Annotated in this window: 26 protein-coding genes; 16 read left to right on the top strand and 10 right to left on the bottom strand. The window is 57.6% G+C overall.

What is annotated here, in order from left to right; genetic code table 11:
• The first annotated feature begins 36 nt into the window (after positions 1 to 36).
• The 5 genes from ACR0B3_RS12965 (at position 37) to ACR0B3_RS12945 (ending at position 2,886) form a co-directional block, all read left to right on the top strand.
• Positions 37 to 1,179: a Hint domain-containing protein gene (locus ACR0B3_RS12965; protein WP_480809443.1), complete on the top strand. Its 1,143-nt coding sequence runs from the start codon at positions 37 to 39 to the stop codon at positions 1,177 to 1,179.
• 170 nt (positions 1,180 to 1,349) lie between these two features.
• Entirely contained in the window at positions 1,350 to 1,637 is a 288-nt protein-coding gene (gene rpmB, locus ACR0B3_RS12960) for a 50S ribosomal protein L28 (RefSeq protein WP_008756960.1), read from the top strand.
• 175 nt (positions 1,638 to 1,812) lie between these two features.
• Entirely contained in the window at positions 1,813 to 1,962 is a 150-nt protein-coding gene (locus tag ACR0B3_RS12955) for a hypothetical protein (protein WP_480809442.1), read from the top strand.
• Between the two features lie 69 nt (positions 1,963 to 2,031).
• Entirely contained in the window at positions 2,032 to 2,382 is a 351-nt protein-coding gene (locus ACR0B3_RS12950) for a hypothetical protein (RefSeq protein ID WP_480809441.1), read from the top strand.
• 45 nt (positions 2,383 to 2,427) lie between these two features.
• The gene (locus ACR0B3_RS12945; protein WP_480809440.1) at positions 2,428 to 2,886 is read left to right on the top strand and encodes a copper chaperone PCu(A)C; all 459 of its coding nucleotides are present in this window, start codon (positions 2,428 to 2,430) and stop codon (positions 2,884 to 2,886) included.
• A 78-nt stretch (positions 2,887 to 2,964) separates the two neighbouring features.
• Here the strand turns inward: ACR0B3_RS12945 and ACR0B3_RS12940 are convergent, their stop codons facing one another.
• Together ACR0B3_RS12940 and ACR0B3_RS12935 are read right to left on the bottom strand one after the other, a co-directional pair.
• Positions 2,965 to 3,573, bottom strand: a complete 609-nt coding sequence (locus ACR0B3_RS12940) for an HdeD family acid-resistance protein (RefSeq protein ID WP_480809439.1) — start codon at positions 3,571 to 3,573, stop codon at positions 2,965 to 2,967.
• A 58-nt stretch (positions 3,574 to 3,631) separates the two neighbouring features.
• Positions 3,632 to 4,336, bottom strand: a complete 705-nt coding sequence (locus ACR0B3_RS12935; protein ID WP_480809438.1) for an NAD-dependent deacylase — start codon at positions 4,334 to 4,336, stop codon at positions 3,632 to 3,634.
• Between the two features lie 28 nt (positions 4,337 to 4,364).
• Here ACR0B3_RS12935 and ACR0B3_RS12930 point away from each other — a divergent pair, with 28 nt between their 5' ends.
• Positions 4,365 to 4,814, top strand: coding sequence for a low molecular weight protein-tyrosine-phosphatase (locus tag ACR0B3_RS12930; protein ID WP_480809639.1), 450 nt, complete (start codon positions 4,365 to 4,367; stop codon positions 4,812 to 4,814).
• Between the two features lie 70 nt (positions 4,815 to 4,884).
• Here the strand turns inward: ACR0B3_RS12930 and ACR0B3_RS12925 are convergent, their stop codons facing one another.
• The 4 genes from ACR0B3_RS12925 to ACR0B3_RS12910 all read right to left on the bottom strand — a co-directional run bounded on the left by ACR0B3_RS12925 (position 4,885) and on the right by ACR0B3_RS12910 (position 8,915).
• The gene (locus ACR0B3_RS12925; protein WP_480809437.1) at positions 4,885 to 6,174 is read right to left on the bottom strand and encodes an MFS transporter; all 1,290 of its coding nucleotides are present in this window, start codon (positions 6,172 to 6,174) and stop codon (positions 4,885 to 4,887) included.
• A 133-nt stretch (positions 6,175 to 6,307) separates the two neighbouring features.
• Positions 6,308 to 7,249, bottom strand: a complete 942-nt coding sequence (locus tag ACR0B3_RS12920) for a LysR family transcriptional regulator (protein ID WP_480809436.1) — start codon at positions 7,247 to 7,249, stop codon at positions 6,308 to 6,310.
• A gap of 65 nt (positions 7,250 to 7,314) precedes the next feature.
• Entirely contained in the window at positions 7,315 to 7,623 is a 309-nt protein-coding gene (locus tag ACR0B3_RS12915; RefSeq protein WP_480809435.1) for a hypothetical protein, read from the bottom strand.
• A gap of 164 nt (positions 7,624 to 7,787) precedes the next feature.
• The gene (locus tag ACR0B3_RS12910; protein WP_480809434.1) at positions 7,788 to 8,915 is read right to left on the bottom strand and encodes a hypothetical protein; all 1,128 of its coding nucleotides are present in this window, start codon (positions 8,913 to 8,915) and stop codon (positions 7,788 to 7,790) included.
• Positions 8,916 to 8,991: 76 nt separating this feature from the next.
• Here ACR0B3_RS12910 and lepA point away from each other — a divergent pair, with 76 nt between their 5' ends.
• From lepA to ACR0B3_RS12890, 4 genes are all read left to right on the top strand, one after another.
• Positions 8,992 to 10,791 (top strand): translation elongation factor 4, encoded by a 1,800-nt coding sequence (lepA, locus tag ACR0B3_RS12905; protein WP_170397199.1) that lies wholly within the window; start codon positions 8,992 to 8,994, stop codon positions 10,789 to 10,791.
• Positions 10,792 to 11,019: 228 nt separating this feature from the next.
• Positions 11,020 to 11,790 (top strand): hypothetical protein, encoded by a 771-nt coding sequence (locus ACR0B3_RS12900; RefSeq protein ID WP_480809433.1) that lies wholly within the window; start codon positions 11,020 to 11,022, stop codon positions 11,788 to 11,790.
• A gap of 375 nt (positions 11,791 to 12,165) precedes the next feature.
• Complete coding sequence (locus ACR0B3_RS12895; RefSeq protein ID WP_480809432.1) at positions 12,166 to 12,486, top strand: hypothetical protein; 321 nt, start codon at positions 12,166 to 12,168, stop codon at positions 12,484 to 12,486.
• Between the two features lie 130 nt (positions 12,487 to 12,616).
• On the top strand, positions 12,617 to 13,066 hold the full coding sequence (locus ACR0B3_RS12890; RefSeq protein ID WP_480684435.1) for a hypothetical protein: 450 nt from the start codon (positions 12,617 to 12,619) through the stop codon (positions 13,064 to 13,066).
• 98 nt (positions 13,067 to 13,164) lie between these two features.
• On the opposite strand, the gene ACR0B3_RS12885 is transcribed toward ACR0B3_RS12890, so the two are convergent.
• The 3 genes from ACR0B3_RS12885 to ACR0B3_RS12875 form a co-directional block, all read right to left on the bottom strand.
• The gene (locus ACR0B3_RS12885) at positions 13,165 to 13,581 is read right to left on the bottom strand and encodes a type II toxin-antitoxin system Phd/YefM family antitoxin (protein ID WP_480809431.1); all 417 of its coding nucleotides are present in this window, start codon (positions 13,579 to 13,581) and stop codon (positions 13,165 to 13,167) included.
• A gap of 829 nt (positions 13,582 to 14,410) precedes the next feature.
• Positions 14,411 to 14,548 (bottom strand): entericidin A/B family lipoprotein, encoded by a 138-nt coding sequence (locus ACR0B3_RS12880; RefSeq protein ID WP_170685908.1) that lies wholly within the window; start codon positions 14,546 to 14,548, stop codon positions 14,411 to 14,413.
• Between the two features lie 91 nt (positions 14,549 to 14,639).
• Positions 14,640 to 14,987 (bottom strand): ArsR/SmtB family transcription factor, encoded by a 348-nt coding sequence (locus tag ACR0B3_RS12875; protein WP_480809430.1) that lies wholly within the window; start codon positions 14,985 to 14,987, stop codon positions 14,640 to 14,642.
• A gap of 307 nt (positions 14,988 to 15,294) precedes the next feature.
• On the opposite strand from ACR0B3_RS12875, the gene ACR0B3_RS12870 reads away from it, so the two are divergent.
• The 6 genes from ACR0B3_RS12870 to ACR0B3_RS12845 all read left to right on the top strand — a co-directional run bounded on the left by ACR0B3_RS12870 (position 15,295) and on the right by ACR0B3_RS12845 (position 19,178).
• Positions 15,295 to 15,927 carry an ATP-dependent Clp protease proteolytic subunit gene (locus tag ACR0B3_RS12870; protein WP_170685906.1) on the top strand — a complete coding sequence of 211 codons (633 nt, stop codon included), beginning with the start codon at positions 15,295 to 15,297 and terminating at the stop codon, positions 15,925 to 15,927.
• A 137-nt stretch (positions 15,928 to 16,064) separates the two neighbouring features.
• The gene (clpX, locus tag ACR0B3_RS12865; RefSeq protein WP_170685905.1) at positions 16,065 to 17,330 is read left to right on the top strand and encodes an ATP-dependent Clp protease ATP-binding subunit ClpX; all 1,266 of its coding nucleotides are present in this window, start codon (positions 16,065 to 16,067) and stop codon (positions 17,328 to 17,330) included.
• Between the two features lie 210 nt (positions 17,331 to 17,540).
• Positions 17,541 to 17,903 (top strand): RidA family protein, encoded by a 363-nt coding sequence (locus ACR0B3_RS12860; RefSeq protein ID WP_480809429.1) that lies wholly within the window; start codon positions 17,541 to 17,543, stop codon positions 17,901 to 17,903.
• 79 nt (positions 17,904 to 17,982) lie between these two features.
• Positions 17,983 to 18,366 (top strand): NADH:ubiquinone oxidoreductase subunit NDUFA12, encoded by a 384-nt coding sequence (locus ACR0B3_RS12855; RefSeq protein WP_170685903.1) that lies wholly within the window; start codon positions 17,983 to 17,985, stop codon positions 18,364 to 18,366.
• A 3-nt stretch (positions 18,367 to 18,369) separates the two neighbouring features.
• On the top strand, positions 18,370 to 18,822 hold the full coding sequence (gene mlaD, locus ACR0B3_RS12850; protein ID WP_480809428.1) for an outer membrane lipid asymmetry maintenance protein MlaD: 453 nt from the start codon (positions 18,370 to 18,372) through the stop codon (positions 18,820 to 18,822).
• Complete coding sequence (locus ACR0B3_RS12845; protein ID WP_170685901.1) at positions 18,819 to 19,178, top strand: DUF2155 domain-containing protein; 360 nt, start codon at positions 18,819 to 18,821, stop codon at positions 19,176 to 19,178. The genes mlaD and ACR0B3_RS12845 overlap by 4 nt, the downstream gene beginning before the upstream one ends.
• Here the strand turns inward: ACR0B3_RS12845 and aat are convergent.
• Positions 19,142 to 19,774, bottom strand: a complete 633-nt coding sequence (gene aat / locus ACR0B3_RS12840; protein WP_480809427.1) for a leucyl/phenylalanyl-tRNA--protein transferase — start codon at positions 19,772 to 19,774, stop codon at positions 19,142 to 19,144. The two genes, ACR0B3_RS12845 and aat, sit on opposite strands and share 37 nt — an antisense overlap.
• Between the last annotated feature and the right edge of the window lie 8 nt (positions 19,775 to 19,782).

Here is a 19,782-nt window from a genome sequence, read left to right as displayed (position 1 = left end):
TCTGTCCGAACGCCCCGAGGAACGGGACACATATGAATGCCCAATATCAATGGCACCAATGGCGACGACAATATCGATGTCACAAATGACAACGGTACGCTAAACGGCACGCCGCAGGGCTCGCCAATTGATAACATCCGCGGGCGCGGTGGTGATGACGATATCACCATTACGGACAGCACGATTTCTAACAATGTGCTGGGCAACGCAGGCACCGATACGATCATCGTCACCAACAGCACGGTTGGCGGGCGCGTTGCCAGTGGCTCTGATGCCGATACGGTGGATATCAGCGGATCGACCGTTGGCGATATCCGATTGGGTGGCGGCAATGACACGCTGAACTTTATCAGCACCTCGGTCTCGGGCGATGTTCGCGGCGGCAACGGCACTGACACGCTGAACCTGCCCGAAGGCACTGTGATCAACGACGATACCTTCGGAGAGATTACGGTTGAAGACGGGGTCGGATACTCGATCTCCAGCGGCACATTCACCCTGCCTTCCGGCATCGTTGTCACCTATTCCGCGTTCGAGAACGGTTCGGGCATGCCCTGTTTCACACGCGATACGCTGATCACGACCACACAAGGTTCAGCCCCGATCCAGTCTCTGCGCACAGGTGATCTGATCCCCACGATGGGGCAGGGTTTGCACCCGATCCGCTGGATCGGACGTCGCGCATTTGATCGCCCTCAGCTTGAAGCCAACCCCAAGCTCTGGCCCGTGCGCATCCTCGCGGGGGCACTGGGCGAGGGGTTACCGCATCGCGATTTGCTGGTCTCGCGCCAGCACCGGATGTTGGTACAATCGAAAATCGCTGAACGCATGTTCGGCACGACCGAGGTTCTGATACCCGCCATCAAACTCACCGCATTGCCGGGAATTTATGTCGATCAGGGCGTCGAGCGAATCGAGTATTTCCACCTGTTGTTCGACCAGCATCAGGTAATCTTTGCAGAAAACGCGCCAACCGAAAGCCTTTATACTGGTCCCGAGGCGCTGAAAGCGCTCAGTGTCGAAGCGCGCCGAGAGATATTTGAGATTTTTCCCGAGCTGGCCGATCTCGATTATCGTGCCGATCCGGCCCGCCTGATCCCGCGTGGACGTATGCAAGCACAGTTGATCACGCGGCATTTGAGGAATAACAAACCCCTGTTGGGCATGCCTCGGATCTGATGCTTCAGGGAATTCAACAGAGGTGTAAAGATTTCGGCGCAGCCGTCTTGACCCTCCGCGCGATTCCCACTAAACGCATCCAACCAGTTTTCGGGCGCGACTTCGGGTTGCGCCCCTTGTGATTTGGCCGCGGGTCTAGTGCCCGGCCTCCAGAAACAAAGGAAGAAACCATGTCGCGCCGTTGCGAACTGACCGGAAAAGGCCCGATGACTGGCAACAATGTCAGCCACGCCAAAAACAGAACTCGTCGTCGTTTTCTGCCGAACTTGAACGACGTTACCCTGCAGTCCGAAACCCTGGGCCGCGGCGTAAAGCTGCGCATCTCGGCGGCTGCCCTACGCTCGGTGGATCACCGCGGTGGTCTGGACGCATTCCTGGCCAAAGCCAAGGATGATGAGCTGTCCGCGAACGCACTGAAAGTGAAGAAAGAAATCGCCAAGGCGCAAGCTTCGGCCTGATCTCTTTTTCAGTCGAATTTCTAACCCCGCACTTTTCGGTGCGGGGTTTTTTCGTTTCAGATCACCCTTAGACTTAAGCCATGGGTATTCTCAAAATTTACCGAAACCGTGACCTTGTTCACATACAGGGCGCGCGTTTGCATTTATGGATGAGGCCAGAGTTGGGGGCTCAGTTATGTCGTTAAAGAGTTTTTATTTGTTCCTCGTGGTTGGGGCGCTGATCCGCAAGACGATCACCGCCTGTAACCGTATGCAGCGCTGGGTGAATCGCTCGCACACCAGCCTGACCAAAAGCCCGGTCAAACGACCGGGGCTTGACCACTAAAATCTGGCTTCAAGCGCGACGCTTTGGCGCTTGAAGCCCGCTTTTGCCCCGGCGTATACCCAAGCCGGAATGAGAGCTGTTCTGCGAAATACTCTGCCTTATGCCCTGTCCGTGCTGGTGATCCTTACCGGTATGGGCGTGGCCGAGGCGCGCGGAATAGATCAGGCCGTTGGTCAAATGGTACTTTGTACCGGCAATGGGCCGGTCATGGTCTATGTGGACGAAGACGGCCAGCCCACACGCGCCCCGCATTATTGCCCCGACTACGCGCTCAGTCTGCTGGGTGCGGTGCATCCCGATCAGGCTGATCTGCCGCAAGCACCCGCCAAAACGGTGCCCGAATTGCTGCGGCGCGCCAACAGCCTGATCGCCGCCCCGGTTCCGCAGCACCCCGCACGCGCGCCCCCTGCAACTGCCTGAACTAAACGTCCCGGAAAATCAGACAGTTATATTAGGAGAGGCGCAATGACCCTCAAGTCCACCCTGCTTGCAACCCTGACCACCTTGTCTCTGACTTCGGTCGCGTTTGCCGCTGATGTCATCGTTGTCGATGACGCATACGCCCGGTCTTCGGGCAAGTCAGCCAAGGCCGGTGCGGCCTTCATGATGATCGAAAACACTGGTGACTCTGACGACCGCCTGATCAGCGTCACGTCGGATGTCGCGGGCCGGGTTGAGCTGCACACCCACGAGATTGATGCAAACGGTGTCGCCAAAATGGTGCATGTCGAGGAAGGCTTTGCCATTCCTGCGGGCGAAACCCACATGCTGAAACGCGGCGGCGACCATGTCATGTTCATGGGTCTGACCGCTCCGTTCGAACATGGAGCAACCATTCCGGTGACGCTGGTGTTCGAAAACGCCGGAAAGGTCGAGATCGAAATCCCCGTCGATCTGGAGCGGCAGGACAAGCACGCGCATTAGGGGCCACGCCTGTCTTCAAGCCACCGTTCCGGTGGCCCTCATCCATGCGTCAGGCCGGGCGGTGCCCGGCCTGTTGCGCTAGTGATTGACCGTTTTCATCCCCACCCGGTCGCCGGCTTTCTTGAAACGCGCAGCGAGGAAGAACATCACCACAGCTGAGGTCAGTGCGAAGAAGGCAATCGCCCAACCCAGCGCCACCATCCCGCTGCCCGGCCAGAAGATCAGCACCAGCCCGATGATCAGCGCGAAAATGCCCGAGTTGCGCACCGTTGCCCGCTCGGGGTCCTGCGGATGTATCTGCGGCAGCGCCATGAACGAGCCAATGGCCACGAACAGCGCCATCGCCCCCATCAGGGTAAAGGCCAGCCAGGCCACGCCCTGAGGCCAGATCAGCAGGACCAGGCCGATCAGTGCGGCCCCGATCCCGAACCCTCCGATCAGCCCGCGCCGCCCGAAGCCCAGCCAAGTCAGTGCACCGTCGAGGATCAGCAACACGCCCACCAGCCGCAGCAGCAGTGAGATACTGCTGGTCGGCCAGAATAATGCGGCGATCCCGATCAAACCGGCCAGAACACCACGCAGCAAAAACGTCCACCACAGGCTCGCCAGATTGGCGCTTAACGTATCGCGCGCGTTGATGCTGCTGTCGTCAAGGATTTCTCCGTCTTTGGGCGGTAGGTCGGTCATGTCACTCACTCGCTTTGTTTTCAACACCATAGACAGGAAAGTGTTCCGCTGTCTGCCCCTATCGCGTGCACCCCCGCGCCAGTAGACTGTCGACCCAACGCGGTACGGTTTCCGACGCAGGCCCCAGATGGGTCTCGTCAAACAGCGCCCCTCCGGCGGATGGCTCAAGGTTCAACTCCACCGTTCGCACGCCTGAGGCCCGAGCCTCTTGCACAAACCCCGCCGCTGGATAGACCTGACCCGAGGTGCCGATTGAGGCGAACAGAGTGGCCTCGGCCAGATGATCGTAAATCTGGTCCATGAAATACGGCATCTCGCCAAACCAGACCACATCGGGCCGGGCTGAGGGTTGCTGGCAAGCGGGGCAAGGCTCGCCCACCTCCATTTCGGGGGGTGAGGTCCAGCGGTGCCCGCAGGCCGCACACAGCGCCCCGGCCAAGGTACCATGCATGTGGATCACATCTGCGGCCCCGCCTGCTTCGTGCAGGCCGTCGACATTCTGGGTGACAATGATCACTTCGCCGGGCCAGTCCCGCTGCAATCGCGCAAGTGCCTCATGCGTCGCATTGGGTTGCGCCTTGGCAGCCTGCACCCGGCGGGCATTGTAGAACTGGTGCACCAGCGCCGGGTTGCGGGCAAAGCCTTCGGGCGTGGCCACATCCTCGATCCGGTGCTGCGCCCACAACCCGCCTTCGTCGCGGAAGGTCCCCAGCCCACTTTCGGCGGAAATTCCAGCCCCGGTCAGAATGACGATCTTTTCCATGCCTGCCTCTCGCGCTACACCCGTTCCCATGACACAGCGTATCCTTTTCGTCTGCCTGGGCAATATCTGCCGCTCACCCGCCGCTGAAGGCGTTTTTCGCAGCTGCGCCCCGCATCACCGGACCGATAGCGCCGGAACCTCGGGCTGGCATATCGGAGACCCGCCCTATTGCCCGATGCAAAAAGCTGCCCGTGCCCGTGATATCGATCTGAGCGACCTGCGCGCACGGCAATTTGTGGCCGAAGATTTCCACCGTTTCGACCTGATCATCGGCATGGATGCCGACAACATTGCGGGCATCGAGGACCTGCGCCCAAAGGGCAGCGACACGCCCGTTCGCCTGCTCACCGACTTCGCGCCCCATATCGGGGCAGACCACGTGCCGGATCCATACTACACCCGCGATTTCAACGGGGCGCTAGATTTGATTGAAGAGGCGGTGGCGGGGTTAGCAGCGCATCTAAACACGAGCGGGTAGGCGCAGAAGGTCAAATTGGAAATTGCGTTAGGCCATTGCTACGGAATGCAGCACGCCGCTCCAGCGGCCTCTAATCAATCTCGGCGGTCAGCCGTTTGGCTAAGATGCCGATCAGGATCACGGCAATAGCAATGAACACGGCACCAACCATCCAAGCCGTTGGTGTCGAATAGACCTCAGCGATGGCGCCTGCCAAAATCAGGCCCAAGGCCGCCCCAAGTTGCTGTATCAGCGACTTGAGAGACAGCATTGTGGATCGCTGTCGGTCTTCTACGCATCTATGCAGAATACTGCTGGCTGGCGTCTCAGAAGCCCCAAGCAGAACGGAATAGAGGATGAATACCATCGCAAAGCCGACGATGCCGCCTTGTAAAGCCAAGGCGATCTGAACAACGGCCGTGCAGACAAAAGCCGCCGCAAGGGTAGTCGCGTGTCGTCGTTTGAATATTCGATTGACGCGAGGGGACAGCGACGCGCCAAATGCGATTGAGAAGAAGTAGGCAGCGGTCACAAGGCCAATGACCGTATTCGCATAGCCCTCATCCAACATTGGCTTTGCATGGGTCGGCCACAGCACCTCAACCGGATTAGTTCCCATCAGGAAAAACGCCAAAGCCGCCAAAAGCACCGACAGCGCCGGATGTTTCAGGGCAAGTAGACCCGCGTCTTTAACCACCAATGGTACAGCTGCAAACCCCTGCATCACGGCTTTGGAATTCAGTGGGCGGGGTTTTTCCACAATAAAAATAACGGTATAGGCGAACACCCCGAGCATCATTGCCAGGCTCGCAATATATGACACATCATAGATACTGACACCCAGCCTCTCTGCCACACCGCCAAAGAGATCAGGCAGAAGGCCGCCCAAAACAGCCCCCACCGCCAAGCCCATGGCATTGGCCCATTGCGCTTTTGCGAGAGCGGGTTGAACATCCACATTTGGGGCTGCGGCTTTGAAGGTTTCAACGAACCAGGCGTCCAGCGTACCTGATCGCAGGGCGCGCCCAAAACCGATGAACGCAAACGACAGCGCGAGGACGTAGAAGTCGCGTGTCGAGAGGAAAAGTACCAGAGAGATCACGCTGGCGACGACCGCACCCAGAAAAACCGGCTTGCGTCCAATGTTATCGGCCAATCCGCCGAACGGCAGTTCCATCGCCATGGTTGTAAGGGAGTAGACCCCAAAAAGCAGGGAAATCTGCAAAAGGTCCATGCCTCGGTCGGTGAGCGCCAGCGCAACGACGGCAACCGTCAAACCCATCGCAAAACGATCCAGAAACTGGTGGATCTGAAACACCCGAATGTGCCGTCTCGCCGGACTGCTCAGCGCAGCGAAAGAGAATTCTAGTTCCGTTGCCATAACCGCACCCTCATCTTTGCAGGCAACTTACGCAACAGCTTCAAAAGGCTGACCTCAATCGTGCCGCCTTGCTCAACGACGCCAGAAACACCCGCCAAGCGTCCCGGTTTGACGTCCAAAACCACGCTCCGTCCTATCCGAACACCTTCAACTGCCCGCCCAACCACGGCACCTGCGCAATTGCGGGGTCGATGATCTGGCTCTGCATCAGCCTCCGGATCATACCTGCGACTTCCTGTGGCACCTGATCCGACCAGTCCGAGCGGGTGAACAGGGAAATCGTTCGTGCGAATTCACCAAACGGGGCGGGGTGCACCTCTAGCCCGTCATGGAATCGCGTTGCGCGCATATAGCCCAGCGGGGTGGTGATCGCCCAGCCAAGGCCCCGCGCGACCATCGCCATCAGGGCAAGGTGCGAGCCAATCTCGAACCGTTCCTCGAACTCCATCTGCTGACGGGCCAGATGGCCTTCGATCTGGCGGCTGATCAACTGCTCGCGGGCATAGCGCAGAAAAGGCAGGTCCTGCATCGGCTGCTCGGCCCCTTTGGGCGCAACCAATATGAACGGGTCTTGCACCAACGGGTATTCGACCACGCCCTCCAACACCTCGCCCGAGTGGGCCGAGACGGCCATGTGCAGCCGCTGCGCCTCAAGCTCTTCGAACAGGTCCAGACTGGGCAGGGTGGTGAGCTTGAACTTGGACCGGGTCAGGCTGTCGGCCAGCAAAGTCGCCAGCCGCGGCGTCAGATCATTGTCGAAATCGTCGATCAGCCCGATGGAGAGCGTGGTCAGATGCCCCAGATCCATCACCGCCAGCTCGCTTTGGGCCACCTGCAGCTCGGCCAACACCGCCTGCGCGCGCGCCAAAAAACTGCGCCCGGCCTGCGTCAGCCGCATCGGTCGCCGCCCGTGATCCACCAGATCGGTGCCTAAAGCCTTTTCCAGGTTGCGCAACTGCTGGGAAACCGATGGCTGGCTGAGCCCCGTGATCTCGGCCGCCTGCGCCACCGATCCCGTCCGTGCCAGCGCCTCGAAAACCTCAAGGCCCCGCAGGGTCAGCCCTTTCATCACCATCGCACATACCTTTCGCTGCGCCTTTCTGGGGTGCAGCGGGCATCAGGTCAAGGATTGCCTTGGACTTAGCTACAGATCGCCTGCGCCATCTGGCCAAAGTTCTGATACCGATCCCACAGCGCATCATCGCGCGCGGTCTGCGACATCTTCAACTCCTGCGCCTGATGGGGGTCTTCGAACCACTTTGCCACGGTCTTCTGATCGCCACGCGTCAACGCCTGATCCGCCACACGCTGGATGCACGTACACCGCGCCCGCGTCGCCGCCTCACGGTCCGATGCCAAACACGCCCGCTTGATCTGCGCCGCGTCCACTGTGTGGGCCGCCGACGTCAGCGATGCCGCACAAAATGCGATTAAGAGGAACTGTTTCATACTCGAGCCTCGTTTTTTGCCTGCCCGGATGGGTCTTATGCCCCTCTCGGTCTGCGGCGGAGTATGAATCAAAGTGGATTCGGGATCAATCACACGTTGCGAAAAAGTGAATACCCGAGTCGGAAACACCCCACCCCGTAGGCCGGGCTTCAGCCCGGCACTAGTCATGACAAAAACGGAAGCCAGTGCTCGATAGCTTCAATTAGGGCTTCGATTTTCTCTGGATACTTTGCGGCATACCCCGCCCCGGCAGCAGGAATACCCCACTTGATCAAAGTGTCGACAGCAAGATCGCCTTTGCTCGCGCACCACCTGAGAAAACTTGCTAGTCCGGATTTGAACTTAGCTAGGATTGCCTCAATCCATTCGCGAGCAGGATTTTCATCTTCTAGGGCGGTTGAGAGTTCTCTCTCTGCTTCCCAGATCAAAGTAACCGAACCTACCAAAAACTCATCTTGAATACTCTCAGGTGGGTTGTTCCCACCGATACCATGGCGTGTTTTGGTTTGGACTTGCGAGTTACTCTTGAGGTCCGCGAGTGCAGTCTCAACTTGCAACTGAGCCTGAATTCGTTCGATTTCGTTTGCAATTGCCTTGGCACCGTTTATCCAAGTGCCTTGGTGAATTTTCGCAATTCTCCGAAGAAGGTCTTGCTCTAGCAACTGTCCTGATACAATGCTGTCGAAGTAAGTGAGCCAAAACTCAAAAGCACCGCTGGTTTCGCGGTTGGCATGTACGAGTGCCATTCTGGTCCTGTTCGTTTCATTTAAATTTTGATGGCTCTTGTTATCTGCGGCTGCGATGGTCCCCCAAAGTGGTTGCCTACGCAAATGGTTCGTTATCTCGAATTCAGATTGGGTCTTGCCCCCAAGTACGTGGCTAGTGAGCAAATCGACTTCGTATCCAAGCAGTTCGAATGCGGCTTTCGGTGCGATCTTGTATTCCTTGACGAATTCTGGACCCGGACCGTTGCCTAGCTTTACGGTAACATCTGAGCCTGAACTCGTTTCAATTGTGAAGCAGTAGTAGCTGAATCGCTTTGATCGAACGGCATAGACAATTGGTTGGTTCTCGGGATATCGAGGCTCAATAAATTCGCTAGATTCTAACTCTAAGTCCATGGCTACTATTGAAAGTGCCATACCTTCCAGTATCGTTGATCCCCGCCGGTTCTTAAGTTCGACGGTGTCGACAATTTCTCCCAATATTCTGAGCAGGAACCGGGCAAGAAGGACTCTACGTCCTGGCTTGGATACCTTACTTAGCTTCACAATGGTGTCGTTGCTGTTCATGCCTGCGGCCTCAAATCACTTCTGACCTCTCATCAACCATTGCGTTCGCGAAACAGTTAATACATATCCCCAACCCATGACAGACCTCGCTCATATCCGCAATTTCTCCATCGTCGCGCATATCGACCATGGCAAATCCACCCTTGCTGACCGGCTCATCCAAGAGACCGGAACGGTCAAGGATCGCGACATGAAGGAACAGCTGCTCGACAGCATGGATATCGAGCGGGAACGCGGCATCACCATCAAGGCCAACACGGTTCGCATCGACTATACCGCCGACAATGGCGAGGCATACGTGCTGAACCTGATCGACACCCCCGGCCACGTGGACTTTGCCTATGAGGTCAGCCGGTCGATGCGTGCGGTCGAGGGCTCTCTGCTGGTCGTGGACTCGACCCAAGGGGTCGAAGCGCAGACGCTTGCCAACGTGTATCAGGCCATCGATGCCGATCATGAGATCGTTCCGGTGCTGAACAAGATCGACCTGCCCGCGTCGGACTGTGACCGCGTGGCCGAACAGATTGAGGACGTGATCGGCATTGATGCGACCGATGCCATTCAGGTCTCCGCCAAGACGGGGCAGGGCATCCACGAAACGCTTGAGGCCATCGTGCAGCAACTGCCCGCACCGCAGGGCAATCTCGACGCGCCGCTCAAGGCGATGCTGGTGGATTCGTGGTACGACGCCTATCTGGGCGTGATCGTTCTGGTCCGCATCATGGACGGCACGCTGAAAAAGGGGATGCGGGTCAAGTTCATGTCGAACAACACCCTGCACCATGTCGATCGCGTCGGCGTCTTCCGCCCGGAGATGGAGATGGTCGACAGCCTCGGCCCCGGTGAGATCGGCTTTCTGACTGCGTCCATCAAACAGGTCCGTGACACACGCGTCGGCGACACCATCACCAATGACCGCAACGGCACCGAAGAGGCGCTGACGGGCTTCAAACCCGCGCAGCCGGTGGTGTTCTGTGGCCTCTTCCCCGTCGACAGTTCCGAATTCGAAGACCTGCGCGATGCGATCGACAAACTGGCCCTGAACGACGCCAGCTTCAGCTTTGAAATGGAAACCTCGGCGGCGTTGGGCTTTGGCTTCCGTTGCGGCTTCCTTGGCCTTCTGCACCTTGAGGTCATCCGCGACCGGATCGAACGCGAATATGATATCGAGCTCATCACCACCGCGCCGTCGGTGATCTATCACGTCTACATGAAAGACGGCGAGATGATCGAGCTGCACAACCCCGCCGACATGCCCGATCCGTCCAAGGTCGACCATATCGAGGAACCGCGCATCAAGGCGACCATCCTTGTGCCGGATGAATATCTCGGTGACGTGCTGAAACTCTGCCAGGACCGCCGCGGCATTCAGCTGGACCTGACCTATGCGGGCACCCGCGCCATGGTCGTCTATGACCTGCCGCTGAACGAGGTAGTCTTTGACTTCTACGACCGCCTGAAATCGGTGACCAAGGGCTATGCCTCGTTCGACTACCAGATGACTGGCTATACCGAGGACAATCTGGTCAAGATGTCGGTGCTGGTGAATGACGAACCGGTCGATGCGCTGTCGACCATGGTTCACCGCGACCGGGCCGAGATGCGGGGCCGGGCGATGTGCGAAAAGCTCAAGGACCTGATCCCGCGCCACATGTTCAAAATCCCGATACAGGCCGCCATCGGAGGCAAGGTCATCGCCCGCGAGACCCTCTCGGCGCTGCGCAAGGACGTGACCGCGAAGTGCTACGGCGGGGACGCCACGCGGAAACGCAAACTTCTGGACAAGCAGAAGGCCGGGAAAAAGAAGATGCGCCAGTTCGGGAAGGTTGATATACCTCAGGAGGCGTTTATTAGCGCCTTAAAAATGGACAGCTAACAGCTGGCCATTTTTACGGCGGGTGGACGAAAGCGGTTGGCGCAGCCAACTGCGTGCCCACGCTGTGAGGTTAGGGACACCTGTTAGCTCTTCCCCTCGCTTGGCTCCTTCTGTGCGGCCTGAAGCAATGATCATTAAATCAACCTCTGTGGTGGAAGCCCTCCTAGGGATTGAAAACAACCCAAGGGCAGCTAAGCTGCTAGAAAATTTCTGTTTCTGGTAGTTTCAATGACCTACGGTGAGTTCGAAGTATATGATCCTAGTACTCCACCTGAATTGGACCTCAGTTGGAGCGGCAAAAAGAAAGCCAAGGAAATTGTCGACTGGCTGGAGCTTGAATTTCAAGACATTGGCGATTTCGATTTTGACGATTTAGTTAGCGAACATGTGTTCGAGAACTTTGACGAACTTCAATCGAGCGTTTGGGACCAAGCAAGCTCGAGCCGCGAAACAGTCCTAAATTTCTTCGGAAACTCCATCTTGGCCAATCAATTGGACGAGGTAGTCCGAGCCGTTGAGGATCATTTTGAAGGCGATTTATTCCCCGCTGATCATCGCATCTATCTAGATGTATCTGAAGATGGCGAAGACGAGCAGATCGAGTTTCCGGATACCGAACTCGTTCAATCTATTATTGAGGACATACCGAGCATTTTGGAGCTCTTGTCTGTTGTGCGCAACGATATTCCTGACAGTCTCGGACACAACCAAGGTCCTGATTTCCTTCTGAAAGACGACGAACTTCAAAGGTTAGAAGAGCGTCTCGTAGCGCTCAAAACTTCACTGAAATCGCCAAGTGAGCAGACTGACGAGTTGATAGTTGAAACCGGCGAAGGCTTTCAAAAAGTCGGATCAAAGCTGGCTGCACATGTCGGCGAAATGACTAAAGTTTCGACACTGAAGTTTGCCGAAAAATTTGGCGAAAGCACTGGAACATGGGCAGGTAGAGCGGCGATCCTCGTCATCTTTGGTGAGAGGTTGCTTCAATTGTTGTTGTGACCTCAGCGAAATATTTCGACCCACCCGCCCGGCGGCACCGCCGGGCCGCGCCGACCCGCCCCCGTCAAACCGAAGGTTTGCCTCCGGCAAAACGGGCGGCGCGTTTGCGCCTCCCCTCGGGTCGGTCGCGGCCCTCGGTTCTGCTGATCGAACGGTATTCATAAACCGTAGGGCGGGCTTCAGCACGCCATTCACTCCATGGATCGGATGGAGACGGCGGGCTGAAGCCCGCCCTACGAGGGTATTGGTGGGTTGAAAACCCACCCTACGTAGGATGGGTTCTTAACCCATCACTCACACTGTGACCCACCTCACAGCCCCAACCCCATTCTCCTGCTACACTTGACCCAACGGAACCCTCGGCAGGAGGCGCAGATGTCCACATCCATGATCCCCATCATCGCCCTCGGGTCGGCGGGTCTCTATTCCGTGGCCATGATCGCGATGAAGTTCTGGTGGAAGCTCCCCGGCGTGGGCCTTGGCCTGCTGATCGTTGCGACCCTGCTGGCCGGGGCAACGCTCGAACTCGCCGCGCTGCGCGAAGAACGGTTGGGCATCATCTATACCGGCATTCTGGGGGCCGAGGTTGTTCTGATCGCCATCGCCTCGTTCTTTCTGTTTGGCGAGCACTTCTCGTATCGCGAAGTCGCGGGCATCGGCCTTGTCATCCTCGGCACCGCGCTCGCCTGGGCCTGACGCAAACATTAACCGATTATGAAGTTTCCCTTAGGTAAGTTGTAACCGGCACACCTCCGCCCAATCTGTATCCCACAGCAAGGATGTTCGTTTTTGAACTCCAAAGGGTCGCTTTCAGGAGGAGATCCCCATGACCAGATACATGACTGCCGGAGCTGCCGCTTTGGCCACCAGCCTCACTCTTGCCACCGCAGCCATGGCCGATACGCCGGACCTGCGCGGCACCTGGGCGGGCAGCTATACCACCGTTGGGCCGAACCGGACCACAACTGGTGACGCGCCGCGGTTCAACAATGCCGAATGGGTGCTCGACATCCAAAAGCAGCAAGACAACGTGTTCTGGGGCCCCAGCAAGTGGCGTTCGAATGCCACTCAGGACTGGCGCGTCATGGATGCGACCGGCACCATCAGCCTGGATGATCCGACCCGTGTCAGCATCGTGGAAAGCTCGGCCGATCCCGAGATCGGCGTGAACGCCCTGATCGATGCCCGGTACGAGGATGGCAAGATCTATGCTGATTTCCGTAGCCTGCGTCGAGGAACGACCTACAGCACCGTTCTGGAACGTCAGGTGAACTGAAGCGTCTCTGACCGGACCGATGTTAAAGGGGGTATTTGCCGCTGAGATTTTTGACTGCGGCAGGAGTAGTAGGTGACCCGGCCCGGTCAGGACGCTTCTCATAATCGGAACAGACGTCTCCACAGGGAGGCAACGGGCCGGGCGGCGATCTCGCCGCCCGCGACAGGGTCCAGACCACCGCGCCTGAGGATGCGGCGTTCCTCGGCCCGGGTCATCTGGATCTCGCGGACCTTCAGCGCGGCGTCGCGCGCGGTGAGGTACCTGCCGTCCGGCCCAGGTTCCATCCCCGGAATACCACGCCCCTTCGACCACCACCCGCGCAGCCCGCTGAGCGGGTGTTTGTGTCCGACCCGGTCGTCATCCTGCAACTGCCAGATCCGTTCAGCCTCGGCCATCGACACCAGCGCAGCCTGTGGTTTGCCATATCGGGTCAGCACGATCACCTCTCGCGGGTCTTGTGACAGGGTGACCAGTTCGCCCAAACGGGCGCGGGCTTGGGAAATGGTCAGGCGCATGAGCGAATCTCCGGTTGTTCGATTCGAAAGATTGGGGGTTTGAGTGTTGTACAACTCGGACAATTCCCCCCTAACGCAGCGCGCGCGACCTTTGCAGCTGCAGAAAGTGGCGAAAATCGGGGTGTTTTCTTAAGTCTGGACTTATCCCTTCACAACCCCGCCATTTGGCGTCGATTTCCGACTTGTCCACATGGCTCTCCCGGCGGATATCAACAGTTTATCCACGTCTAATTTTCATGCTGCAGTGCTATTTTCTTGCCGGATCATGACGCTGGTGCAACAGTCTGATCACTGCTTCAGTTCTTCGGAACAGGGGCGGGACGCAAGGGCCAAGGGGGCCGCCGCGACGAAGACAGGTTTTAGGATTTGTACTTGGTTGCAATGGCTTACCGGCGGTGGATCAGGTGATCTGTACTACGGTTCGGATCAGGTGATTAGCCTCTTACAAGGTCTGCGCGGGCTGTGACGCGACATAGTGCGTGTGGCAGTCGCCAAGGTTCTTTCGGGGGCCGAGGCAACTGGATCGGGACGGCCCTCGGGCGGCCCGGACCGGCAAGGCGTCAGGAGTGTCCGCAAGGATGCATGCAAAGACCGCGTCTGAGCACCTGACGCCTTTTCCTATTTCAGAACCTTCGGTTCATACAGGCTACCACGCACCACTCTCCGAACCAGAACGGGGTTCTTTCGCTTGCGCAAAAGAACCCCGTAGAAGTGTCAGAAATGCAATGCCGCGTCTATGCACCTGTACGGGCAACATTACCTGGGTTGAGTAGGTGTGGCAACTATATATTGCGGGTGGGCGTTGCCTTAACGCAACATCCCGTCACAATCAGATGTTTTCCTGAACGTCCTCAGCCGCATTCTGAATCGCGTCACCCGCGTTTTCGATATCTTTTCCAGCGCCTTTTGCGGTCTCGCAGGCAGTGAGGGTGAACAAGGCCAAACCAATCAGAATTGTGCGGATCATCAGTTGCTCCATAAGTGCGTGTTTCGGATTGGTTAGCAGTTTTAGTAGGGCAGAGCCACCGGTTTTACAGCGTCCTCATTCAGGCCGATGGTTATGAACCGGCCTTGTCCTGTGTGCAGAACAATTCATAGACCACTTCCAGAATGCGTGCGGGCCGCTCATCGGCCAGCCGATAATAAATGGCTTTCCCCTCGCGACGGGGAACAACCAGACCTTCCAACCTAAGGCGCGATAATTGCTGAGAAACAGCCGCCTGCCGCGCCGAGAGCAAGCGCTCCAACTCGGTCACAGATTTTTCCCCTGACACCAGGTGGCACAGGATCATGAGGCGCCCTTCATGGCTGATGGCCTTCAGAAAGTTGGACGCACGCGTCGCATTCTCAACCATCCGGTCCAAATCATCAGGTGACATTTCCTCGGTCATTTGCGGCAAAGCCATGATCGTATTCCCTCGTTACTCTCGCCGAATCTCATATTGGCAAAGAGCCTCGTTGCGGCGCGTTCACTTGGTACAAGTTTCAGGCATGTATTGCTATATGTACGGATCAAAATAGCGTGATGTGACGAGCGTATTGGTGCCGCGAGCTCTTATCGGTCACATGCATCAGATGCAATCGAGACGCTTGAGCACGCGGAAAACACCGGAACGTTCGGCCCCCCTTGCAGCCCCCCTGTGGCGGCACTAAGACTCGGGTAACTCTTCTTCGGGTAATGTCCCGATCCATCGCAAAACAGGCAGGTTCCGAATGTTCGATCCAGTTGAAACATATATGAACACTCTCGTCCCCATGGTCGTCGAGCAGACCAGCCGGGGCGAGCGCGCATACGACATCTTCTCGCGTCTTCTGAAAGAGCGGATCATTTTCATTAACGGCCCGATCCATGACGGCATGAGCCATCTGGTGGTCGCGCAGTTGCTGCACCTTGAGGCGGAAAACCCGAACAAGGAAATCTCGATCTACATCAATTCGCCCGGCGGCGTGGTGACCAGCGGTTTGTCGATTTACGATACAATGCAGTATATTAAGCCGAAATGTTCCACATTGGTAATCGGTCAGGCGGCCTCGATGGGTTCGGTATTGCTGGCCGGCGGTGAGAAGGGAATGCGCTTTTCGCTGCCCAACAGCCGGATCATGGTGCACCAGCCCAGTGGCGGCTATCAGGGCCAGGCCAGCGATATCATGATCCACGCGGCCGAGACGCAAAAGCTGAAAGATCGCCTGTATGACATCTATGTACGTCATACCGGGCAGACCAAAAAGGCGGTTGAAAAGGCGCTGGATCGTGACAACTTTATGAGCCCGGAAGAAGCCAAGGATTGGGGCCATATTGACGAGATCGTCGAGAACCGCGCCAAGATGGATGGTGACGAAGACTAAGTTCAAAACAGCGCGCGTCCGGCGTGAGGATTGATTTTGAGATTGTAGCTGCCAGAACGCTGGCCTAAGCTGCAGGCAATGACGGCAAACGCGACCCTTTGGATGGGGTCGCCGAGACGGAGCCCGAGGGGTAAAGCATGGCGACGAATTCAGGCGGTGACGGCAAGAACACGCTCTATTGCAGCTTTTGCGGCAAAAGCCAGCATGAGGTGCGTAAGCTGATCGCAGGCCCGACCGTATTCATCTGTGATGAGTGTGTTGAGCTCTGCATGGATATTATCCGTGAAGAGACCAAAGCCAGCGGTCTGAAATCCTCGGACGGTGTGCCTACGCCAAAGGATATCTGCGAGGTTCTGGACGATTACGTGATCGGTCAGGCCACCGCCAAACGGGTTCTGTCGGTTGCGGTGCACAACCACTACAAACGTCTGAACCATGCCCAGAAAGCGGGCAGCGATATTGAGCTTGCGAAATCCAATATCCTGCTGATCGGTCCCACCGGCTGCGGTAAAACCCTGCTGGCGCAGACGCTGGCACGGATATTGGATGTGCCGTTCACCATGGCGGATGCAACCACGCTGACCGAGGCCGGTTATGTGGGTGAAGATGTCGAGAACATCATCCTCAAACTGCTGCAGGCCAGCGAATACAATGTCGAGCGCGCTCAGCGCGGCATCGTTTATATTGACGAGGTCGACAAAATCACCCGCAAGTCCGAGAACCCCTCGATCACGCGCGACGTGTCGGGTGAGGGTGTTCAGCAGGCCCTGCTGAAACTGATGGAAGGCACCGTGGCCAGCGTTCCGCCACAAGGTGGCCGCAAGCATCCGCAGCAGGAATTCCTGCAGGTGGACACAACCAATATCCTTTTCATCTGCGGCGGCGCATTTGCAGGGCTCGACAAGATCATCGCGCAGCGCGGCAAAGGCTCGGCAATGGGCTTCGGCGCGGATGTACGTGACAATGACGAACGCGGCGTGGGTGAGATTTTCAAGGATCTGGAACCCGAAGACCTGCTGAAATTCGGCCTGATCCCGGAATTCGTCGGCCGCCTGCCGGTTCTGGCAACGCTCGAAGATCTGGACGAAGACGCGCTTGTCACCATCCTTACCAGCCCGAAAAACGCTCTGGTCAAGCAATACCAGCGCCTGTTCGAGCTGGAAGATGCCGATCTGGCCTTCACCGATGATGCGCTGAAAGCCATCGCCAAGAAGGCTATTGAACGCAAAACCGGCGCACGTGGCTTGCGCTCGATCCTCGAAGATATCCTGCTGGATACGATGTTCGAGCTGCCGGGCATGAAGAATGTGACCGAAGTTGTGGTCAACGAAGAGGCGGTGACGTCAGAGTCGCAACCGCTGATCATTTATGCAGACACGGCGGAATCAGCCTCGGCTGGTTAGTCCAGCCTTCACTCTGCATCGATCACCAATCGCACACTGGGTAGGGGGCTCTGCCCCCGCCGCCCGTAGGGCGACTCCCCCGGGATATTCATAGCTAGATGAAGCAGGGGATCCGTTCTTCATCTGGCCAAAAATATCCCGGAGCGCGAGGCAGAGCCTCGTATGAAGCCGGCCTTGCGGCCAATGAGGCAATTGTTTGGTGAGCGGAACATGACAATCAGACGTATTTCTTCAGGTGGCGAATTCGAGGCCAAGGTTGGCTATTGCCGCGCAGTGGTTGCAGGTGGCTGGGTCCATGTCGCAGGCACCGTCGGGCAGGGGGAAACGGCAGTTGACCAGTGCCGCTCGGCTCTGGCGATCATCGAAATAGCCCTGACCGAAGCGGGAGCTTCGTTTGCGGACGTTGTACGCGTCACGTATATGCTTCCCGATCGCACCGAATTCGAACCCTGCTGGCCTGTTCTGGCTGAAACCTTCGGCGCCAACCCTCCGGTGGCGACAATGATTGAATGCGGATTGATCGATCCGAAATACCGGATTGAAATCGAAGTCACCGCGATCCTGCCGGAATGACGCACGAGGCGTCTGCGGTACTGGACCTCGGCGTGCCTTTGGTCCATATCTGCGTGGACAGAAATGCCGGAGGCAGCCGATGGGAATCCTGAACAGTCTTTTACGGGCCGTGACCTGGTGGAACGGAGCCACCCTGAACACGCAGTTTTACACTGCGCGCAAGGGGATCAAGGTCGGTGAAGACGACGAGGGCAACGTTTTCTATCACAATGCCGATGACAGCAAGCGCTGGGTGATCTTCAATGGCGAGGCCGAGGCCAGCCGCATCGATCCCGACTGGCATGGATGGTTGCACCGCACCTGGGATGAGCCGCCAACGGACAAACCTCTTCCCCACAAATCGTGGGAAAAACCGCATCAGGAAAATCTGACGGGCACTGCGCTAGCTTATGCTCCGGCGGGTTCTTTGCGCCGCGCTGATCCGGTTGAGCGATCGGACTACGAGGCGTGGAGCCCGGAATAAGCGATGTCTGCTCATACCAAGACCGAAGTTATTGTCGGCGGCGTCGTATTGGCCTGTGCCATCGCCTTTGGCGTCTATGCCAGCCAGTCCACAGGCCTTTCGCAGTCGAATGCGGGCTATGAGTTGGGCGCGTCTTTCCGTTCGCTGGAAGGCGTCGGCGTCGGAACCGATGTGCGCCTTGCCGGTGTGAAGATCGGAACAGTAACCGGGGTTACCCTGAACTCTGATACGTACCGCGCAGATACGCGTTTTTCGGTGGCGGATGGCATTCTGATCCCGGATGACAGCGCCGTTGTGATTTCCTCAGAAGGACTGTTGGGCGGCAACTTCGTTGAGGTGATGCCCGGAGGTTCTCCGTTCTATTTCGAAGCGGGGGATGAGATTGAGGATACGCAGGGCGCGGTCAGCCTGATCTCGTTGCTGGTCAAGTTTGTTGCCGGGGATGGCGGCGAATGATCCGTGCGGTTTTGGTGGCATTGCTGGTCGCCGCGACCTCTGCCGCTGCGCAGCAAAAGGTCGAATCCGGGCCTGGTGCCATGTTGCGCGGGCTGGATAAGGTCAGTGGGCAAACCCTGGATATCGAGGTGCAGAACGGGCAGACGGCGACCGTGTTCGGGCTGGATGTCGCATTGGCAGACTGCCGATATCCGGCTGAGAACCCAACCGGGGACGCCTTTGCCTATCTGACGATCTGGGAGCAGGGCAAAGCGCAGCAGCTGTTTGACGGCTGGATGATCGCGACCTCTCCTGCGCTGAATGCGCTGGATCATGCGCGCTATGATGTCTGGGTGATCCGCTGTATCACGCCCTGAGGGGTCTGCTGCAGATCAGCGGTAAAATCCGTATTCAATTCAAGCGCTTGTTTCAATTCGCCATGATAGACCGCACGCGGAATTTCGATCGCGCCCAGCGAGGCCAGATGCGCCGTTAGAAACTGCGTGTCGAACAGCGTAAAGCCGGTTTGGCGCAGCCGGTCCACCAGATAGGCAAGTGCGATCTTGGACGCATCCGTGCGGCGCGAGAACATGCTTTCACCGAAGAAAGCCGCACCAAGAGCTACTCCGTAAACGCCACCAATCAGTAGCGATCCGTCCCAAACCTCCAGCGAATGCGCGCGACCGGTTTGGTGCAATTCCTGATACAGGCGGCGCAGCTCGGGATTGATCCAGGTGTCCGATCGGTCGGCACAGCCATCCACCACGCCCACAAAATCCTGATTGATGCTTACCCTAAAGCCGCAGGTCCGGATACGCCGCGCCAGACTGCGTGAGATGTGAAATCCATCCAGCGGGAACACGCCGCGAAACTTTGGGTCGACCCAGAACAGCTCGGGGTCATCGCGGTGCTCGGCCATCGGAAATATGCCGATGGAATACCCATGCAGCAGCAGTTCGGGGGAAAGGCTCATGACGGATG

Source organism: Ruegeria sp. CE9 (assembly GCF_056537425.1).
The sequence above is the reverse complement of the archived record's forward strand: the minus strand, read 5'-3'. Positions and strand labels throughout refer to the sequence as shown.